Origin of the sequence: Amphritea sp. HPY, from assembly GCF_050870985.1 — a bacterium.
GTDB lineage: Bacteria > Pseudomonadota > Gammaproteobacteria > Pseudomonadales > Balneatricaceae > Amphritea.
This window is the reverse complement of record NZ_CP194015.1, coordinates 269,573-287,682: the sequence shown is the minus strand read 5'-3', so window position 1 is coordinate 287,682 and position 18,110 is coordinate 269,573. Positions and strand designations below refer to the sequence as shown.

Annotated in this window: 12 protein-coding genes and 7 tRNA genes; 9 read left to right on the top strand and 10 right to left on the bottom strand. The window is 49.2% G+C overall.

The window, feature by feature from the left end:
* Positions 1-4: 4 nt before the first annotated feature.
* The 5 genes from ACQUQM_RS01310 to ACQUQM_RS01290 all read right to left on the bottom strand — a co-directional run bounded on the left by ACQUQM_RS01310 (position 5) and on the right by ACQUQM_RS01290 (position 5,936).
* Positions 5-1,789, bottom strand: a complete 1,785-nt coding sequence (locus tag ACQUQM_RS01310; protein WP_432472681.1) for an ABC transporter ATP-binding protein — start codon at positions 1,787-1,789, stop codon at positions 5-7.
* 236 nt (positions 1,790-2,025) lie between these two features.
* Positions 2,026-3,582 (bottom strand): methyl-accepting chemotaxis protein, encoded by a 1,557-nt coding sequence (locus ACQUQM_RS01305; protein ID WP_432472680.1) that lies wholly within the window; start codon positions 3,580-3,582, stop codon positions 2,026-2,028.
* A gap of 214 nt (positions 3,583-3,796) precedes the next feature.
* A complete protein-coding gene (locus ACQUQM_RS01300; RefSeq protein WP_432472679.1) occupies positions 3,797-4,111 on the bottom strand; it encodes a BolA family protein in 315 nt (104 codons plus the stop codon).
* A 17-nt stretch (positions 4,112-4,128) separates the two neighbouring features.
* Entirely contained in the window at positions 4,129-5,496 is a 1,368-nt protein-coding gene (locus tag ACQUQM_RS01295) for a DUF3422 family protein (RefSeq protein ID WP_432472678.1), read from the bottom strand.
* Between the two features lie 89 nt (positions 5,497-5,585).
* The gene (locus tag ACQUQM_RS01290; protein ID WP_432472677.1) at positions 5,586-5,936 is read right to left on the bottom strand and encodes a hypothetical protein; all 351 of its coding nucleotides are present in this window, start codon (positions 5,934-5,936) and stop codon (positions 5,586-5,588) included.
* A 93-nt stretch (positions 5,937-6,029) separates the two neighbouring features.
* On the opposite strand from ACQUQM_RS01290, the gene ACQUQM_RS01285 reads away from it, so the two are divergent.
* Positions 6,030-6,764 (top strand): hypothetical protein, encoded by a 735-nt coding sequence (locus ACQUQM_RS01285; protein ID WP_432472676.1) that lies wholly within the window; start codon positions 6,030-6,032, stop codon positions 6,762-6,764.
* 150 nt (positions 6,765-6,914) lie between these two features.
* Here ACQUQM_RS01285 and ACQUQM_RS01280 read toward each other — a convergent pair whose 3' ends face one another.
* The 4 genes from ACQUQM_RS01280 to ycaO form a co-directional block, all read right to left on the bottom strand.
* Positions 6,915-10,370: an SbcC/MukB-like Walker B domain-containing protein gene (locus ACQUQM_RS01280; RefSeq protein ID WP_432472675.1), complete on the bottom strand. Its 3,456-nt coding sequence runs from the start codon at positions 10,368-10,370 to the stop codon at positions 6,915-6,917.
* The gene (locus ACQUQM_RS01275) at positions 10,367-11,128 is read right to left on the bottom strand and encodes a DUF4194 domain-containing protein (RefSeq protein WP_432472674.1); all 762 of its coding nucleotides are present in this window, start codon (positions 11,126-11,128) and stop codon (positions 10,367-10,369) included. Before ACQUQM_RS01275 ends, ACQUQM_RS01280 begins: the two co-directional genes overlap by 4 nt.
* Positions 11,128-12,534 carry a Wadjet anti-phage system protein JetA family protein gene (locus ACQUQM_RS01270; RefSeq protein ID WP_432472673.1) on the bottom strand — a complete coding sequence of 469 codons (1,407 nt, stop codon included), beginning with the start codon at positions 12,532-12,534 and terminating at the stop codon, positions 11,128-11,130. The genes ACQUQM_RS01275 and ACQUQM_RS01270 overlap by 1 nt, the downstream gene beginning before the upstream one ends.
* Before the next feature lie 198 nt (positions 12,535-12,732).
* Positions 12,733-14,463, bottom strand: a complete 1,731-nt coding sequence (gene ycaO / locus ACQUQM_RS01265; RefSeq protein ID WP_432472672.1) for a 30S ribosomal protein S12 methylthiotransferase accessory factor YcaO — start codon at positions 14,461-14,463, stop codon at positions 12,733-12,735.
* Between the two features lie 266 nt (positions 14,464-14,729).
* Between ycaO and ACQUQM_RS01260 the strand changes: the two genes are divergently transcribed.
* The 6 genes from ACQUQM_RS01260 (at position 14,730) to ACQUQM_RS01235 (ending at position 15,394) form a co-directional block, all read left to right on the top strand.
* Positions 14,730-14,805 (top strand) — tRNA-Asn (locus ACQUQM_RS01260).
* Between the two features lie 26 nt (positions 14,806-14,831).
* A tRNA-Asn gene (locus ACQUQM_RS01255) sits at positions 14,832-14,907 on the top strand.
* An 11-nt stretch (positions 14,908-14,918) separates the two neighbouring features.
* A tRNA-Pro gene (locus ACQUQM_RS01250) sits at positions 14,919-14,995 on the top strand.
* Between the two features lie 64 nt (positions 14,996-15,059).
* Positions 15,060-15,136, top strand: a tRNA-Pro gene (locus ACQUQM_RS01245).
* A 52-nt stretch (positions 15,137-15,188) separates the two neighbouring features.
* A tRNA-Pro gene (locus ACQUQM_RS01240) sits at positions 15,189-15,265 on the top strand.
* Between the two features lie 52 nt (positions 15,266-15,317).
* Positions 15,318-15,394: transfer RNA gene (locus tag ACQUQM_RS01235), tRNA-Pro, on the top strand.
* Between the two features lie 367 nt (positions 15,395-15,761).
* Here the strand turns inward: ACQUQM_RS01235 and ACQUQM_RS01230 are convergent.
* The gene (locus ACQUQM_RS01230) at positions 15,762-16,715 is read right to left on the bottom strand and encodes a UDP-glucuronic acid decarboxylase family protein (protein ID WP_432472671.1); all 954 of its coding nucleotides are present in this window, start codon (positions 16,713-16,715) and stop codon (positions 15,762-15,764) included.
* A gap of 262 nt (positions 16,716-16,977) precedes the next feature.
* On the opposite strand from ACQUQM_RS01230, the gene ACQUQM_RS01225 reads away from it, so the two are divergent.
* Together ACQUQM_RS01225 and ACQUQM_RS01220 are read left to right on the top strand one after the other, a co-directional pair.
* Positions 16,978-17,649: a hypothetical protein gene (locus ACQUQM_RS01225; RefSeq protein WP_432472670.1), complete on the top strand. Its 672-nt coding sequence runs from the start codon at positions 16,978-16,980 to the stop codon at positions 17,647-17,649.
* 374 nt (positions 17,650-18,023) lie between these two features.
* Positions 18,024-18,100 (top strand) — tRNA-Pro (locus ACQUQM_RS01220).
* The last annotated feature ends 10 nt before the right edge of the window (positions 18,101-18,110 follow it).

The window sequence follows — 18,110 nt, the reverse complement described above, 5'->3', positions numbered from 1 at the left end:
GGACTCATTGCTGTCGCTGACCATATAAACGCGCATATAGTCCGTTGCGCGATAACAGCTCCTGATGGCCGCCCTGCTCCGAGATCTGACCATCTTCAAATACATAGACATGGTCAGCCTGCTTCACCGCGCTAAGACGATGCGCCACAATAATGGTCGTGCGGTGTTTCAGAAATTCCCCCAGCGCGTTAAGTAAACGATACTCGGTTTCCGCGTCCAGAGCCGAAGTCGCCTCATCCAGAATCACTACCTTTGGATCAGACAACACCATCCGGGCAATAGCCAGACGCTGTCGCTGCCCGCCGGATAAGCGAACTCCCTGTCGGCCGACCAGCGCTTCCAGACCACCATCAAGCTGCGCAACAAAATCATCCAGCTGAGCAACCTCAAGCGCCTGCCACAACTGTTGCTCGCTGTATTTTCGTCCCAGTGTCAGATTACCCCGCACCGAGTCATTAAACAGTGCCGGATGCTGTAATACCGTGGCGACATTTTCCCGCACCAGATCAAGCCCTATCCGTGTCACCGGAACACCGCCAAATCGCACCTCACCCTGCTGCGCGGGATACAACCCTAGCAACACCTGCACCAGGGTGGATTTACCGCCACCACTGGCACCGACCAAAGCGATTTTCTGTCCGCCCCCGATCTTCAGGCTCAAACCTTTTAAAACTTCCTGCCCGGAGGTATAACTAAAATGAATATTACGTAACTCAATTTCGATCTGCTCTTGCTCTGCAAAAGGATTCTCCAGACGCGGGTAGTAAGGCTCTTCTTCCAGTTCAGCTAACCGGTTAATCCGGGTCAGTGCCGCCTTAGCACCATAGAAAGCGAATTGAATCCCCAGCACCTCCTGCACCGGCCCCATCATGAACCAGAGATAGCCAAATACCGCCATCATCTGACCGATACTCAGATCAGAAAATACCACCATCAGCATCGACAACGCCCGGAACAGGTCAAAGCCCACCAGAAACACCATAAAGCTGAATCGGCTTGCCGCATCGCTACGCCACTCAAAAGCGGTAGACCGATCCCGCACATCACGGGCGCTGCCAATCAAGCGCATCAGGTAGTGCTGCTCCCGATTGGCCGCACGAATCTGATAGATCGCCTCCAACACCTCAGTCAGCGCCCCCTGAAATATCTCATAAGCAGTGTTCTCTTCTTTTTTCAGCTGCTTGACCTGCTTACCGATCACCATCGTCAGATAGATCACCAGTGGATTCAGTAACAGAATGAACAATGCCAGCTGCCAATGCATCCATAACAAGACCAAAGCAGTACCGAGAATGGTCAGCGATGCGACCAGCATCCGACTGACTGAGGATCCGACAAAGCGATCAACTGTATCCAGATCGGTGATGAAATGTGAGCTGACCGCACCACTGCCCATAGTTTCATATTCAGCCATAGAGATACGCTGTAGCCGCAACAACAGCGCTTCACGAATACGGTAGATAACCTCTTTGGAAATCTTTGAAAATTTACGGGTTTGCCAGACATTCAGCAACAATGCCACACTGCGTAACAGCACAGTTATGATCAGCACAACAGCAACATAAAGCACCGCGCCATGCCAGCCCTGTGGAAATAGCTGATTGCACAAGGCAACAATAATGCCGGGCTGCTCCAGTAGAACCTCATCTACCAGCAAAGGCATCAGCAATGGCACCGGCACACTGACAATTGTAGCCAGCAACGCTATAAGATTTGCCTTAACCAACTCAGGCCTGGACTCAAGGGCGACCGCGACAATATACCGCCAGTTGTAATGCAGTTTTTCCATATGCCAATCCAGAACAGTAAACCCTGTTAATAATAGCTACAAAAACATGACCGCAGACTATCACGCGACAGGGTAATCGACACAAAGCATTAATAATGCTTACAGCTGAATCAAAAAAACCCGCTGCTGCGGGTTCTTTACTAATACGATTCCAGCTTCGTTAAACAGTGTTAAGAGCTGATTTTCAAACAACAGGTAATCCGAGCATAGTCTCGGGACATACTCTCTATAGCATGCTAAACGGTTACACTCTGCACCACTTCCCGGGCAGTTTGTGCCAGGTCCTGGCTGGCAGAATAAGAGCGACTGGCGGCATCATGAGCCTCATGAGAGGCTGACTTGATCGCATCCAGATTGTCCGATAACTCGCTAGCTGCGGCACTTTGCTGGGTTGAAGCCGAAGCAATGACCGCGCTCATATCGGCGATTTTATGCACCGATTGTAAAATGGACTCCAGGGCGTCACCGGCACCGCCAGCAAATTCTACGCAGGATTTAGCCTGCTCCTGCCCGACCGTCATCGAATCGACTAACTGCTGCGATTCATTCGATAAGCGATCAATCGCCGCATCAATACTTCTTGTCGTTTCCTGCGTTCGCTGAGCTAACGACCTAACCTCATCGGCAACCACGGCAAATCCTCTGCCCTGATCACCAGCACGAGCCGCCTCAATAGCAGCATTCAGCGCCAGAAGATTTGTCTGATCGGCAATATCGGTGATCACACTGGTGGCCTCGGCAATATCCTGCGTGGCGCAACGCAGAAGTTCCACCTGCACCACGGCCTGCTCCACCCGGCTGGCCAGTTCCAGGATAGAACTAACCGTCTGGTCGACCACACCTTTACCCTGTTCAACACTGGCACTGGTTAGCCCGGTTTCATCGGAAGACAAGGTGGCATTCTTCGCTACCTCTTCAATTGCCAGCGACAGCTCGCTGATATGTACTGACACACGCTCGACTTCTGAGACCTGACGATTCATCGCTTCAGTGACATTCTCAGCGATATCTAACACTGACAAGCTGTGCTGCTCAACACCTTTCGCTGAATAGCTAACCCGCTCACCGGCGGATCGAATTCGGGCATTATGCAATTGCAGTGCTAATACGATCTTACTGATCTCAGTATTGGAGCCTATATACATCTCTTCTAATACCGGACTGTTGATCTCCCGCAGAGATCGCTTTGCCAGTCGCCGCAGTGGCTGCAAAGCGGCAAAACTCAAACCACCACACACCAGGGAACTAACCACGCCAATTACCATTAGTAATACGGGATCCCAATTACTCAAAACTCCCGCCAGCAACATCAGCAAAGGAGCACAGGCAGCAACAAAAGCAGCCCTGACTGACAAACTGATATCCCAGAAAGAAAAACGCCTGCGCTTTTTATTCAACCTGCTATAGGTATTGGCTGCCCGCTGCACTTGCGTAGCTGTCGGTTTAGAGCGCACTGACTGATAGCCAATCACTTCATCGGCATCAAGAATAGGAGTTACATAGGCATTAACCCAATAAAAACCGCCTTCTTTGCAGCGGTTTTTGACAATCCCAATCCAGGGACTGTTGGTTTTCAGCTTTTGCCACATATCATCAAACACTGCGGTCGGCACATCCGGATGGCGCACCAGATTATGGGGTTGTCCGATCAATTCATCCCGGGAGAAACCTGACACTTCGACAAAAGCATCATTAACGAAGGTAATCTGACCTTTCAGGTCAGTAGTTGAAACCAGGGGCGTGCCTTCATCGAAGGTAGATTCCCGATTATTGACTGGCAGGTTTTTTCTCATTGTTATCCCCTATCTTTGATATCAACTGGGAACCACCCCCGCCTCATATCAATACATCGACTGCAATAACGACTAAAGGTCAATATTGACACAAATTTAATAGGGAGATGGACAGTTTATCCCCAAGCTGGGGATCAAAAATAGCGGGCTACAGAAGTATATCCAGCGCGCCCGGACTGGCCGATATAAACCGGCCAGCCACTGGGAACTGACTTCAGCTCTGCTTGGAGCCCCCTTTGCAGTTCGGCGACAGAGGAATATCACCATTTTTCTGCTGCCACTCGTCGGCTGTATACAGATGCAGAGCCAGCGCATGGACCGGATTATTCATCAGATCTGCCACCGCAGCATAGACCAGTTGATGCCGGGCTACAGCACGCTTGCCCGAGAACTCGCCCGCGACAACAGCCAGCTTAAAATGGCTATCGCCTGCCGGACCGCTATGCATATGGCTTTCGTTTTCAATCACTAAATATTGTACCGTCAGCGCCTGACGCACTTTTTCTTCTATCGCTGCTGCAATGCTCATCTGCATAAAATCCTGAGTTATTCCTGTTTCGCCGACTCGTCGGCCAGTTTACTGAATTTAGAATGGATCCGGCGGGTGATCAGCGCAACCCCCAGAATAATAACCGGCATAGAAATACCCAGCGCCAGACTCTTATCGATCTCCAGCCCCTGATCGTACAGTACACCAAGGAAAATTTTCATCAGACCTATGGTATAGTAGCTGATAGCTGCAACCGATAGGCCCTCTACCGTATGCTGCATCATCAACTGAATCTTCGAGCGCTGATCCATTGAACTGAGCAGCTCCTGGTTCTGCCCCTGAATCGATAGCTCAACCTGTGTTCGCAGCATATCACTGACCCGATCGATCCGTCGTGAGAGATCCTCAAGACGATCAGCTACAGCCTGACAAGTACGTACCGCTGGCACTAATCGCCGGGTAATAAACTCTTGCAGTGTCAGGTGGCCGGACACTTCATCTTCACGCAGATCATTAAGTCGGCTTAGCACAAGATCCTGATAAGCATTCGTGGCATTAAACCGGAATGTGGACTGCGCCCGATAAGCTTCAACCTGGGATGCAAGTTTAGTTAGCCGTGCCAGCAGCTGACGTTCATCACACTCGGCAATATCGCCGGATAAGACCTCCGTGAGTTCGGCAAGTTGCAGGTCCATCTGCTGCAGGCGTGGACTGATTGAACGCGCCAGCGGCAAGCCAAGTAATGTCATCAGACGGTAAGATTCGATCTCAAGCAACCGCTGCACCAGACGCCCCAACTGACTATCACTCATCTCCCGGTTATAGATCAGGAAACGACCAAAATCATCGCTGTGCATATTAAAGCTGGTCCACACCTGGGCACAGCCCTGGGACGGCTGGCTGCCGACCAGTCGCATGGTTTCAAAGAAACTCTTAACTTCCGGGATAGAAGGCTCTGTCTTGTCTCGCGCATCTTCCACTGAAACATGAAATGCCGCGACTACCTGACCTGGAATACCATCAAGCCAGCCAGCTGGCAGATGAGTCACTCCGGTCTCAGCAAACGGATCACGACTGCCACCGTTTAGCCAGATAAAGGTAAATGAGACGAACTCCAAATGCTTTTCCCGCCGCACCTGAAGATCACCAAACTGCCCCTGGTAACAAGGCACATCCTCCTGCGGTACCGGGGTACCAAAGTGATCACATAAACGCTGCAGATGACGGAATTGATCTAGCTTTTGCTGCTCATTACATAACACCGACAGGTGAGATATCCGTGCAGGGCTTGGAATCACCTGAAACGGCCGAGAGTGCATCTCTTCATACAGAGACTCGCGCAGGGGATGCATCGCTAACTGTTCAGTACTGCCATCAAGCGGTTCAGGACTGCTGTCTATCTGTTCAGGACTGTGCGCAGACATCGGGCTACCAGATTTCAAAATAAAGCACCCATTGTTAACGGCCGAAGGGGCTAAAAGCAACCCCCCAAGGGTACTTATTCACCGCACCCTTAGTCCAATGGAGCCAGTAGTAACGGGGCCTGTAACAGGTCGATAGCCATCACCTGCGGCTGTACTTCGAACCATTCCAGGAATAGCTCCTTTGTCCGTGTGGCTGGCCAGTTATCACCAAACTCATCCCAGGCCGCCAGCTCATTGTCAAAGATATGAAGATAATGTTGTTCTATCTGCTCAGCAATATCCGTTTCACTGTGAAACTCTTTAGTCAGATAGACACTGCCCTCGGCACGATGCTCCGCCAGACTCATAGCCTGATTGAGGTCATCCTGCTGCTGGTTAGCCCAATCAACAAAAGGTTGCAGCGGAAGCACCGCAAGGGCGGAGCGATTGATAAGTTTCATGGAGCCTACTCTTAAGTTCAGATAAACTAGGATTCGATATAAAGACAGCTATTATATATCGCCCCTGAAGGAAGTTACTAACCAAGGAACACAATGAATATCCGCTGCCTGCCCCACCTTAACGACCGCGCAGCCTGGCTTGCCTTCTGCCAGCGTGAGGTCTCATATTGCTACACCGCGCAGCCGGAAGCATTAGTAGATTTTCAAACCAGCTACCTGCTTATAACCTTATTGGAAAAACGCACCCGCAACGGTAAGCAGGCAGTTAAATACAGTATCGGATCAAAGACCTCGATGCAGCCTGCCTGGAACTTCATCAAAGCCTGCGACTTCAACCTGCAGCGCATGGCCGACGGCCTGAATCAGGTCGATTTTAACGGTAACGTCCGTGATAACTCACTGCTCAAAGCACACACCGACCTGACGGTAAGAAAGTTTTTCTCTAAAGAGCGCTCGGTCATTTCACCGTCGCATATCGGCCAGTTGATGCCAGTACTTGCTGAGCCGGAATTCTGGGACCTCCACTTATGTTGCAGAATACTGGCCAACAAACAATTTAGCGATCTGCGCACAGAGCAGAGGGCGCTGCCGGATAACAGTGAATTTATGGTGGAATTTAAGGACATTCCAACACCCACAACGGAAAGCATACTGATCGCCATGATCGATAAGCCTGAAAAATGGCAGATTAACCGGCACCCTAATGATAGCCAGCGCCTCATCATATCCCGCGACAATACGCCCCTCTATAGTCTGAAGGCGCAATACCAACCTATAAAGCCGCGGCTAACGCAACGCGTGCCGCGCTGGTCACTGAGCCGACGTTAGAAACAGCACAGGTTTTAGAAACTGTGCCTACGTTAAAAACGGCCTACGCCAAATACAGAACTGACAAAAAAACGCCCTGAGTGCAAACCCAGGGCGCTTTAGATTAAGTCGTTTGAATTATGCCTTTTTAGTTAAGAAAAGGCATGGCTATCAAGCGGGCTCCAAGTCTAACTCACCCTCGCCTTCAACCAACTCCTCAACCGTATCTTCTTTTGACCGCAGGTAAGGATTGTCCGAATTTAGCAGCGCTTTTCCGTTAGCGGTTGGGAATTCGACATCGATATCCACCACCCGACCATCACGGCAAACGTTGATAATGGTATCCATCGTAGTTGCCATCAACGAGTATTTGTCATCCGGCGCCGCGATCATAGTCTGCAGTCCCAGGTCACTCATAAAGCCAAGTGAAGTCACTGTATTCTCTGCATCCAGCTTGTTGAATGCCTCATCGAACACTGACAGGCTCATACCACCCAGTGTAACCCCGTCAGCACTATCCCGTAACCGGTATGTCGCGCCCATTGCAGCCGCTATAGCCACGTAGAACGGCACTTGGTGCTCACCACCGGAACCGGTCTTGATACGCTGCGTCAAAGTCGTCTTACGATTACCGTTAATATCTTTAACTACCAGTTCGAAGTTATAGAAGTTACGGTAATCCTGCAGCAGGCTACTTTCACCTTCGTCCTTCAACACCTCATGAATCTTAGCCAGCGCATCCTGATGCGGTCTGTCAGCATCGCCCTGCAGATCAAACAGCGAACCCACATTGGCCTGATCCATCCGGGTATAGGCCTCTACCAGCTCAAGGATGTCCTTAAGCTCCGGGTTAGGCATCATTTCAAAGCTGTACATCTCACGGTGGAAAGGACGGTTTTTAAGGTGAGCATTGAGCTCCCGGATCAACTCTTTAATCTTATCGATCTGATCTTTCAGGTGCGCCACAAAATCTGAACGGAAAGAAGTTTCCGCCTCCAGACGAGCACGCTCAGCCTTTTCAGTATATTCAGCCAGCTCGCTATCTCGCAGCGATTGAATGGTATCGTTTACAAAACGCTCAAGCTGTTCATGGGTGGAATCCTGACTGACTTTATCCAGCTCCTGATGGCTAAGACCAGAACCGTGATAACGCGCTTTGTATTGCGCAACACCATCACGCACCACATTTTTCTTACGCTCAATCAGACCCAGCTCTGACTGAGCCTTCTTGGCTGACTCGAAGATAATCCGATCCAGATCACCGGAACAGGACTCATCCATATAATCGCGTTTTTCCTGGGCTGACTGGGCGTCAAAGCCGGTGCCTGATTGACACTTAGTACGCGCCCCGGCGTGCTCTTCCAGCTCCTGGTCCAACACTTCCAGCGAAGCGTTATCCTTGATCAGACTGGTCCGGGTGGACTGCAGTTTATCCATTACCCGTTTCTGATTTTCCTGGGTTTGCTTCTGCGCTTCGACCAGATCGGCGATCCGCTGCTGAACACCGGAATCATCCTGGTTGCGCAGATCAGTAATTCCCTGACGATAGCCTGCGACCTCGGTCAGTAACATCTCCCGCTGGTTAACCAGATCAAAAGTTCGCTCGGTTACGCCGGTCAGGCTCGCGGTCATCCGCACCAGCGTTTCGCGCAGATTATCCAGCGCGTCATGCTCTTTACCCACAGCGGTAAATTCAGACATCATCTGATCAACATGGCGATCCTGCTGCTGCAACTGATGCTCTCGCCGACCACCTCCGCTACCCATCATCGGAGTCTCTTCCCGAATCGATGTAGTAGTACCTTCGGTCTGCAGCATACAATCGTAAGTAAGCGCTCGCTCTTGTCGAATCAGTTCGTTTTCGGTTTCAACCGCCATCACGCCACCCAGGGCGCGATTCATATAACCCAGCGCATCTTCGCCCTGACAGTCAACAAACTGCGCCAAAGAACCCGGCTTAGCGCGGTTTACCCACTCATGACTTTTGGTGGTGTTGACTATACGGCAGCCTTTCAGATGACGACCTTTGCGACGGTACAATGTGATCGCTTCCTTGACCCGGTCCGGATCAACTATCAGCGCTTCACGGCGTGCGCCCAGGAAACTCTCAATCGCAATCCGCCACTTCTCGTCATTAATATCAACCAGCTCACAGATAGGCGTCGATTCGATACCGTAATCACTCAAGAGCTGGCGTAACTCACGGGTATTACGCCGCAGCGGAGCGCGCCCCTGTTTCAACTGTTCGACGGCGCTTTTCTGACTCTGTATCTCAGTGCGCAATTCGTTCATTCGAATAACCGATGCCTCGAAACGACGGGCGATCTCACGCCGTACTTCATCGACACTGTTTTTCAGCTTATCAAGATTATTATCCACATCCACCGGCGCCATTGGCCAGGCTTCAGCCATCATATCTTCGCCGGAACGCCACAACTCAACCGATTCTTTGACCACAGGAATAAAGCTGTCCGGCAGGTACTGCTGATAGTTAGCAAAACTGACGGTGGAGCGGAGCATGGTATACACGCTCTGAATCTTTTCTTTTACTACATTCAGCTCGTGCTGCTTGGCATCGATTGAGTTTTCAAGCGCCTTCACTTTGTGCGCACTGTCAGTATTATTCAGCTCAGCACGGGTATCCGCCAGGTTCTGCATAATCTGATTGAGCTCTTCGCTTTTAGCTTCCAGCTCAACCTGCAGTTCCCCCTCTTTGGTCTGGTTTTTCTCCAGCCGCTCTTCCGCCTCCTCTTTCTTCAGGTCAGCATGTTCAAACCGGGTCTCATGAACGACCCACTCATACTCGACCGAGTTTTTAACATTACGGTGAATGCCTTTGCACTGTTCCTGCACCTGCTCCAGCTCACCAATACGATTGGAAACCTCGCGGGTTTTCTGCTCCATCGCCCGGTATTCGTCGAGGGATTTACGGAACGCGCCGACGTGGACAATGTTCTCATCCAGGACAAACTCCCTGATAAAACGGGTCGGGCTGTTGATCGGTACAAATTTCAACGCGTTACGGAAGTTTTTAACAAACTTATCGTCATCGTTCGGCATCTGGGCGTCATAACTCAGCTCAGTAACCAACTCGCGGATAAACTTGCCCGCCCGCTTCTCGAGCTTCATCTCCGGGCATTGCTTCAGCAGATTCTCGCGCACTTCCGGCCAGGCTTTAGGTAAACGACCACCATCTTTCTTATCGCTGAAGTCTTGCAGGGATACTGAGAAGTTCGGCAGGATAAAACGCCCAAGCACCTCCTCTTCCGGCGAAGACAACGAAGCACTGATAGCCAGACCGACACAGGTTTCCTGCCCGGTTTCAGTGTCAAAAAAGCTCAGCGCAAGGTAACTGATGGAATCCTGACGGGCATTCTCTTTCTTGCCCATCTCATCCATGAAACCAAGGCAATAGGTACGCAGGCTTCGCTCACTCTTGTCGCCAGCACTGGCGTTGAAGCTCAGGTACTTCTTATTACCGCCCATCAACACCGTCTGGATCGCATCCAGCAACGATGACTTACCGGAACCGTTCGGACCGACGATCGCGACATTTCCTTTAATCGGTACCTCAACAGCACCCAGAACATACCAGTTAACCAGTACGATTCGATTCAGCTGTTTCATTGGGTGCCCTCTTCATTAATCGGCATTGCTTCAACTTCCGACGATTGCTTCTGTTCAACAACCTGATCTTCAACAAAGGATTCTTCCATTACTTGCAACGTTGTAACAGCCTTGGCTTCCAGCTCTTCTTCGGAACCTGCATGACTGGCAGGATCTTCTGCAGGATCATCTTCTTCACGCTCCTCACAGAGCGCTTCCAGCTGACCGATAAAGTCTTCCACCACCACCTGACGGATAGTAGGATTGATCGTCATCGGAATATTTTTCGGCTCAGTCTCGTGCGGCTTACCCCGCTCAATAATGCCGTGGCGACTGAATAGCGCCAGGATCTCTTTAAGGCGGGTTTCGTTGGGTATATCTTTACCGGTCAGGTTTTCATAAATCGTCAGTAGTTCGTCCGACGTTATATAGGCACGCCCACCTTCGACTTCAAAGGCTTCCAGCTTCTGCTCATATTGCTGACGCAGGCAAAGCATAAACAGGGACTCATCCAGCTTCAGACGCATAAAGCGCTCTTCACCTTTTGGCAGTATTCCCAGATAAGCTTCGTCAGGCTGGTAGATCAATGACCAGCCAATGGCCGCGAACAGATTAGTAAAATAGTCGACATGAGATGCCACCAGAAAATAGCTGTCCCGATGGCCGGAACGTTCTGCATAGAGGAACTGGTGCACCAGCAGTAAATTGGAAGCATGAACGAAATCTTCCTCCTGGTACTGATCACTCCGACCGATGATTTTTTGCAGATCACCTAGCATTACACTTTCCTCTGAATACTGAAGTCGCGACACTCAACCATATCGGCGACATTGACATATGTGTCTTCAAATTTGATCTCATATTTGTTCGCGGTACCCCGGCCTTTCTTACCCAGGGAGCGCATGTGGCGCAGATAACTGAAGCAGATGTAATCTTCTATACAGTCGATGGTGAAATCTGCAGCCTTGATAGAGGCTTTACCCAGCAGGTGCCGTTCGACATAGAGCTCGATATTCTCCGGCTTAACTTCACGCCGCGCCTTATACTCTTTAAACAGCTGCCGCATCTCCAGCACCCGTGGATCGATCTCCGGCTGACGAATAACCCGCGGCTGAGTTTCAACCCGGCGCCGTATCGGCGAGCGAACACTGCCTGGTGCAATAAAGGAAACTGTTTCCAGGGTATTCAGCTTGGGTATTTTTCGGGCGTCCAGTTTTGATACATCGGTGATCAGCCGGGACAGACGGGCACTCATACCCGGCGTCGTCTTATCCATGTAGCGAACCGTATCAGCAACTCGCTTCTCTAAGCGATAACGGAAATCATCGATCGTTGCCAGGCGCTGATCCACCGACTCAAAAATTCGGACTATACGGTTGATATGCCGGTGTACCATGGCGTCAGCATCGTCAAAACTGATTTCAAACTGTTCCTGGTAGTGTTTCGCCAGTTTTTCCAGCTTCAGCGGATCAAATTGCAGTTCACGCAGCATCGTCAGTATCTGGCGACGGAAGCGGAATGGGTTGTTTTTGGTCTTCAGGGTTTTGTAATCGGAAACCAGAATATGAGCAACAAACCGATCAAAGAAGTTACGTACAATCTCCTGCGGATTACTGGTCGCCGCCAGGGATATTTTCAACTCCCGCAGTCCCAGCATCATATCGGTCAGGTGGGCGCTGAAATCAGCCGCAGTCTGCGCCGCTTCCTGCAGTGTAATACCCCGTCCAGCCGGATCTTTAATCGCCGCTTCGAGAGAGCTGAGCACGTTGAGTACCGCACCGCCATAGCTGCGTTTCTCCAGATCATTGATCATTACCAGCGTGCGCAGTAGATAACTGATTGCTGGCGTCAGTAACACAAAGGTACGGTATATGCGCTGTTCTTCCTCAAGCCAGCCGGTGGCGACAAGGCGACGGTAAATTCGATTTGTATATTCGGCGGTCGAACGAGGCAGTTCCTTTATCTCCTCATCAGTTTCACCCGCTTCAGGTTCCCAGCGCCTGACTCCCAGCTTAATAACGGTATCTTCAATAGCTGAACGGACCAGGTCCTTAGGCACAAAAGGATCAACCAGATCTTCATCGAAAAACTGTTCTGCCAGGTCCAGTAGTACCGCCTGATAAATATGACGATTCAGGCCCGAGAAAGGCACAAACAGGTCTTCCGGGAGCTTATTAAAAAGCATCGACAATCCGTTCTCCAGATACGCTGACGACCAGCGTAATTAACAAATACAGAATAGGAATAAGAAAGGGATAATAGCGGAAATAATCACGCCAACCAAGAGCAAAAAAGCGCTCACAAAGGAGCGCTTTTAACCATTCTGAGGACCAAAAATTAATCCCTTACAATTCAGCAGACTATAGCTGCAGTTAAAAAACGATCAGGAGCCTTTTTTAGCCTGCTGCAGACGGGCATAAGCGGCCATCATATTCTGGTGACTAGCAAACGCTTCCAGAGCCAGCGCACTACCCACCAGGCCACTGAATACGGCGTTACCAGCGATCATATCCAACACCTCATCAACCCGGGTATGACCATAAATCTGCACCAGCAGCTTACGGTAATGGGCGATATCACGCTCTTCATCCAGGGTAAACATCAAACACTGATACAGACACCGGTACAACACCGTCCGGTCATCATTCAGATGGCCAAAGCGTTGCACCCAGTCACACCAGCCAAGTGCTTGTTCCAGTTGGTTAAGTTTCAGGCTTAGCAAACATTTCAGCTCGCCAATACGCAGCGTGCTCCAGGCGGTCCCCTCATCAGGCACAATTCCGATCAGATCGGCGACCGGTTGCTGATCGTCATATCCTTCATCTTCAATTTGATTCAACAACTCTTCGGATTGCTCGGAATTAAGCTCAGGCAATCGCAGCACTTGCTCGCGTAAACCAACACCAGCGTTGTTATTACTCCACACCAGGTCATCAACCGGATAGATTTCGGACATGCCCGGCACTACGATACGGCAGGCATAAACACCTAAGTGTTCATAGTCAGTGATATAGATATCCATATCCACTTTATGGATCAGATAACAAAGATGCTCAAACTCAGCATGGCTATCACCCTCTATATTCCACTCAGCAAACTCATAGTCGGTTTCTTCGGAGAACATATCCCAGGCGACTGAGCCACTGGAATCGATGAAATGAGTTTCCAGGTTATGCTGGTCAGCAACTTCGGTTATATCAAAGCTCGGCACAGGAAACTCAACCAGGTTGCTAAGGGCACGGCCCTGCAACAATTCAGTAATGGTTCGTTCAAGAGCAACTTCAAACTTAGGGTGTGCACCGAAGGAAGCGAAGCAACCGCCATCAGCCGGATTAATCAGCGTGACGTTGACCAGGGGAAACTTACCACCGAGGGAAGCATCACGCACCAGCACCACAAAACCATGGCTGCGTAACGCCTCGATAGATTCAACAGCAGTCGAATAACGATCCAGCACCGACTGTGGAATCTCTGGCAGGCTGATGCCCGAAGAGATAATAGTATTTTTAATATGCCGCTCAAATATCCCGGACAAAGCCTGAACTCTGGCTTCATACTTATTGTTACCGGCAGCCATACCATTACTGACATACAAGTTGCCGAGAATATTGACCGGCATCCATACTTTATCGCCGTTACGCTGGCGCTCGAATGGTAAAGCACAGATACCACGCTCACTGTTACCGGAGTTAGTATCAACCAGCATTGGAGCAGTCAGCTCACCGCTCATGTTGTAGTGCATCAGGGTAGGCTCATCCAGCAAACCATCAGGTAGCTGTTCGCCATCGATTGGAAACCACTTTTCGTCCGGATAATGTACAAATTCAGCATCAGCGACCTGCTGACCAAAAAAATAATCGGCGAAAAAGTAATTACAGCTTAACCGCTTAAAGAATTCACCCAGTGCACTGGCAAGTGCGGCATCACGGGTCGCTCCTTTACCATTGGTAAACAGCATCGGGCAATTCTTATCCCGGACATGCACCGACCAGACATTCGGTATAGGATTCAGCCACTGCGCCTCCTCTATCTCAAACCCCAACGACAGCAAACGCGTCGTCATCCGAGCAATGGAGTCTTCCAGAGGAGCGTCTTTACCGGGAATCATGGTCATAGGGCTGATCCTTAAAATTCTGACATTGAGCTAAGGTGAAGCTGATATATAAACAGAACCACTGTTATACCGAAATACGCGTTTAAGCGATACGCCGTTATGTATTTATAGTTACATCGTCAGTCAATCGCTCACCATTTAAACAAAGCTTGCGGAGCTTTCACTCAACATCATTTAAGCACTTAAATAATCAGCATAAAGTTTTCTATTTAGTGCTTGACGCTCCCCGGACTGATCATTAATATACGGCGCCTCAGTTATGAAGTTCCTCGATAGCTCAGTTGGTAGAGCAGTAGACTGTTAATCTATTGGTCGCTGGTTCGAGTCCAGCTCGAGGAGCCAACTTTTTACTGAGAAACGGATGAAATTCCTCGATAGCTCAGTTGGTAGAGCAGTAGACTGTTAATCTATTGGTCGCTGGTTCGAGTCCAGCTCGAGGAGCCATCCACTCAGAACGGGGCATAGCGCAGCCTGGTAGCGCATCTGCTTTGGGAGCAGAGGGTCGTAGGTTCGAATCCTGCTGCCCCGACCACTTACCAACACGTGGTACTCTGAGACACTGATGAACATATAGTGTATAAATAATGTTCGCCCGTCGGGGCATAGCGCAGCCTGGTAGCGCATCTGCTTTGGGAGCAGAGGGTCGTAGGTTCGAATCCTGCTGCCCCGACCATCTTTTAGTTACACCCAGTTTTACCGTATCAACTATTGATACAACCCCCAGTCGGGGCATAGCGCAGCCTGGTAGCGCATCTGCTTTGGGAGCAGAGGGTCGTAGGTTCAAATCCTGCTGCCCCGACCATCTTTTAGTTACACCCAGCTTTACCGTATCAACTATTGATACACCCCCCAGTCGGGGCATAGCGCAGCCTGGTAGCGCATCTGCTTTGGGAGCAGAGGGTCGTAGGTTCGAATCCTGCTGCCCCGACCACTTCTCTGAGTTTTCTTAGTAAGTATCTTTTAGTTAGTTTTCAAAGATCCATTCAGATACCTGAATGTTTATATTCTGTCTGCCGTTATTTCGTGCTGACAACACCTGTTTTTCAGCACCTCCCCTTCGCTGAACCGTAACGAAGTAATTTCGTTATTCACCGGGGTACACCTTCGTCTGCTTTACCCTATATGCAGCTACCCCGGATTTTTCTCTCCCGCCTACACGAATAGTCAGTTAAGAACTGCCTGAGTCAGAGAGCTTGCAATCAAGCTCCTTTGGCGTTCCTTCAGGTTATCTGAATAGGTCACACCCAGCCAAAATGATATATTTATCCGCACATGCCTTAGCTATTCTGGTTGCCTTCTTAAAACAGCAACTGTTCAAAGTAGGTAATAGTTTTCTTCAGCCCCTGCTCCAACGAAATAGATGGTTCCCAACCAAGTCTCTCTCGTGCTAGTGAAATATCAGGCTGGCGCTGTATCGGATCATCCTGGGGCAAGGACTCAAAATTTATTTTGGAGCTTGATCCCGTCATCTCTATTACCTTCTCGGCAAGCTCCAGAATGGTAAATTCTACGGGATTTCCAAGATTAACCGGCCCAGTAAAACTGTTACCGGTGCCCATCATTCTCACAAGCGCCTCGATCAGATCATCAACATAACAGAACGACCTTGTCTGCTCACCCGAGCCATAGACGGTAATCGATTGATTTTTGAGTGCCTGAACAATGAAGTTTGATACCACCCGTCCATCATTAGGATGCATACGAGTGCCGTAGGTATTGAAGATCCGGGCAACTTTGATGTCCAGATTATGCTGTCGGTAATAATCAAAAAAAAGCGTTTCAGCACAACGCTTACCCTCATCATAGCAGGAGCGGGAGCCAATGGGGTTCACATGCCCCCAGTAATCCTCTGTCTGCGGGTGAATTCTGGGATCACCATACACTTCACTCGTGGATGCCTGAAGTATGCGCGCGTTCAGCCGTTTAGCTAACCCCAGCATGTTAATCGAGCCATGAACACAGGTCTTAGTCGTCTGCACCGGATCATGCTGATAGTGAATGGGAGAAGCAGGACAAGCCAGGTTGTAAATCTCATCTACCTCAACATAGAGAGGCATAGTTACATCGTGGCGCATCAGCTCAAAGAATGGGTTGGCAATGAGATGTTTTATATTATCCTTCGTTCCGGTATATAAGTTATCTACACATAGAACATCATGACCATCAGACAGTAGCCTATCGCACAAATGAGATCCCAGAAAGCCGGCCCCACCGGTCACAAGGATTTTTTTCCTTATAGTGTTTTTCATCATAGTGATCAGAGGTATCCGGACAAGAGTTATAAACTTAATTAGCATTCATCAGAAAATGACGTTAGGCTAACCACCATACACAGTTTTTTACAAGAAAAACAAACATTTATACACAGACAGGCAACCCCTTACTTTTTGTATAAACTCATACAACATGAACTCACCTACCATGAAAAGAAGATGCATTTGTCTTATCACATTCAAGCCTAATACTATCTGGCTTGATTTCCTGAACAGCTTCAAAAAGTATGACATCTATGTAGTGATTGATGATAACTGCGAGAATTACTCAGAAACCTATAGCAACACCTACCCCAACATCAAATTCATACAGATTAACAATGAAGAATGCGAAGAAAGTGGTTTTATAAATGTTAACTACTTAATGAAAAAGAACGTAACAGGCTGGGAAAAGGCTCTTTACTACTTTTCCACACACGAAAGAAAATATCCTTACGTTTGGTTTATCGAAGATGATGTTTTCTTTAACTCTGAAAAAACCATACAGAATATCGATAAAAACTATCCCGATAGCGACATTCTTGCAGCTGACTGCAACAGAAGAAGTGAGTGTCGATCATGGCCCCACTGGAAAGTGACTGACATTAATCTTGAACCGCCTTATTTTAAGTCTATGGTATGCGCTACCAGATTATCTCAATCGCTACTCACTCATATTGAAAAATACGCCAGCGACAATAAGACCCTGTTTTTCCTGGAAGCTCTTTTCCCAACGATAGCGAAAAGCTATAAATTAAAGTACAGCACCCCACTGGAGTTAATTACCGTTGTATGGCGTAGGACCTGGAAAGAAGAACTCATTAACACTGGGTTCATCTATCATCCCATTAAGAATATTGAGCGGCATAACATACTGAGAAAAAAGAAAAAAACCAGCTTAAAATCCTTAATTTGGAAAATGCTACCTAAGTAACCCTCTATTCTTTAGACTAGGTGAACTGGTTTATAACTAAGTCGAAACTTATCCCCTGTTTCATGGTTGAGCGGGGTAACTGCCACTGCTTGCTTAATCCTATATACAGAAGCCCCGGCTTTTTTTCTTACATACTGACACTGACCTTTGCCGAACTTCCCACCGATCAAAAAGGCTCGGTATATGGTCGATACAAACCTCACCTGTACCACTTAAATCCATAACCCTAACAAACAAGAGCAGTACCGGAGGGACTCAGGGCGGTAGCCCATAGACTGTTAATCTATTGGTCGTAGGTTCAAATCCTGCTGCCCCGACCATCTTTTAGTTACACCCAGCTTTACCGTATCAACTATATGATACACCCCCCCAGTCGGGGCATAGCGCAGCCTGGTAGCGCATCTGCTTTGGGAGCAGAGGGTCGTAGGTTCGAATCCTGCTGCCCCGACCACTTCTCTGAG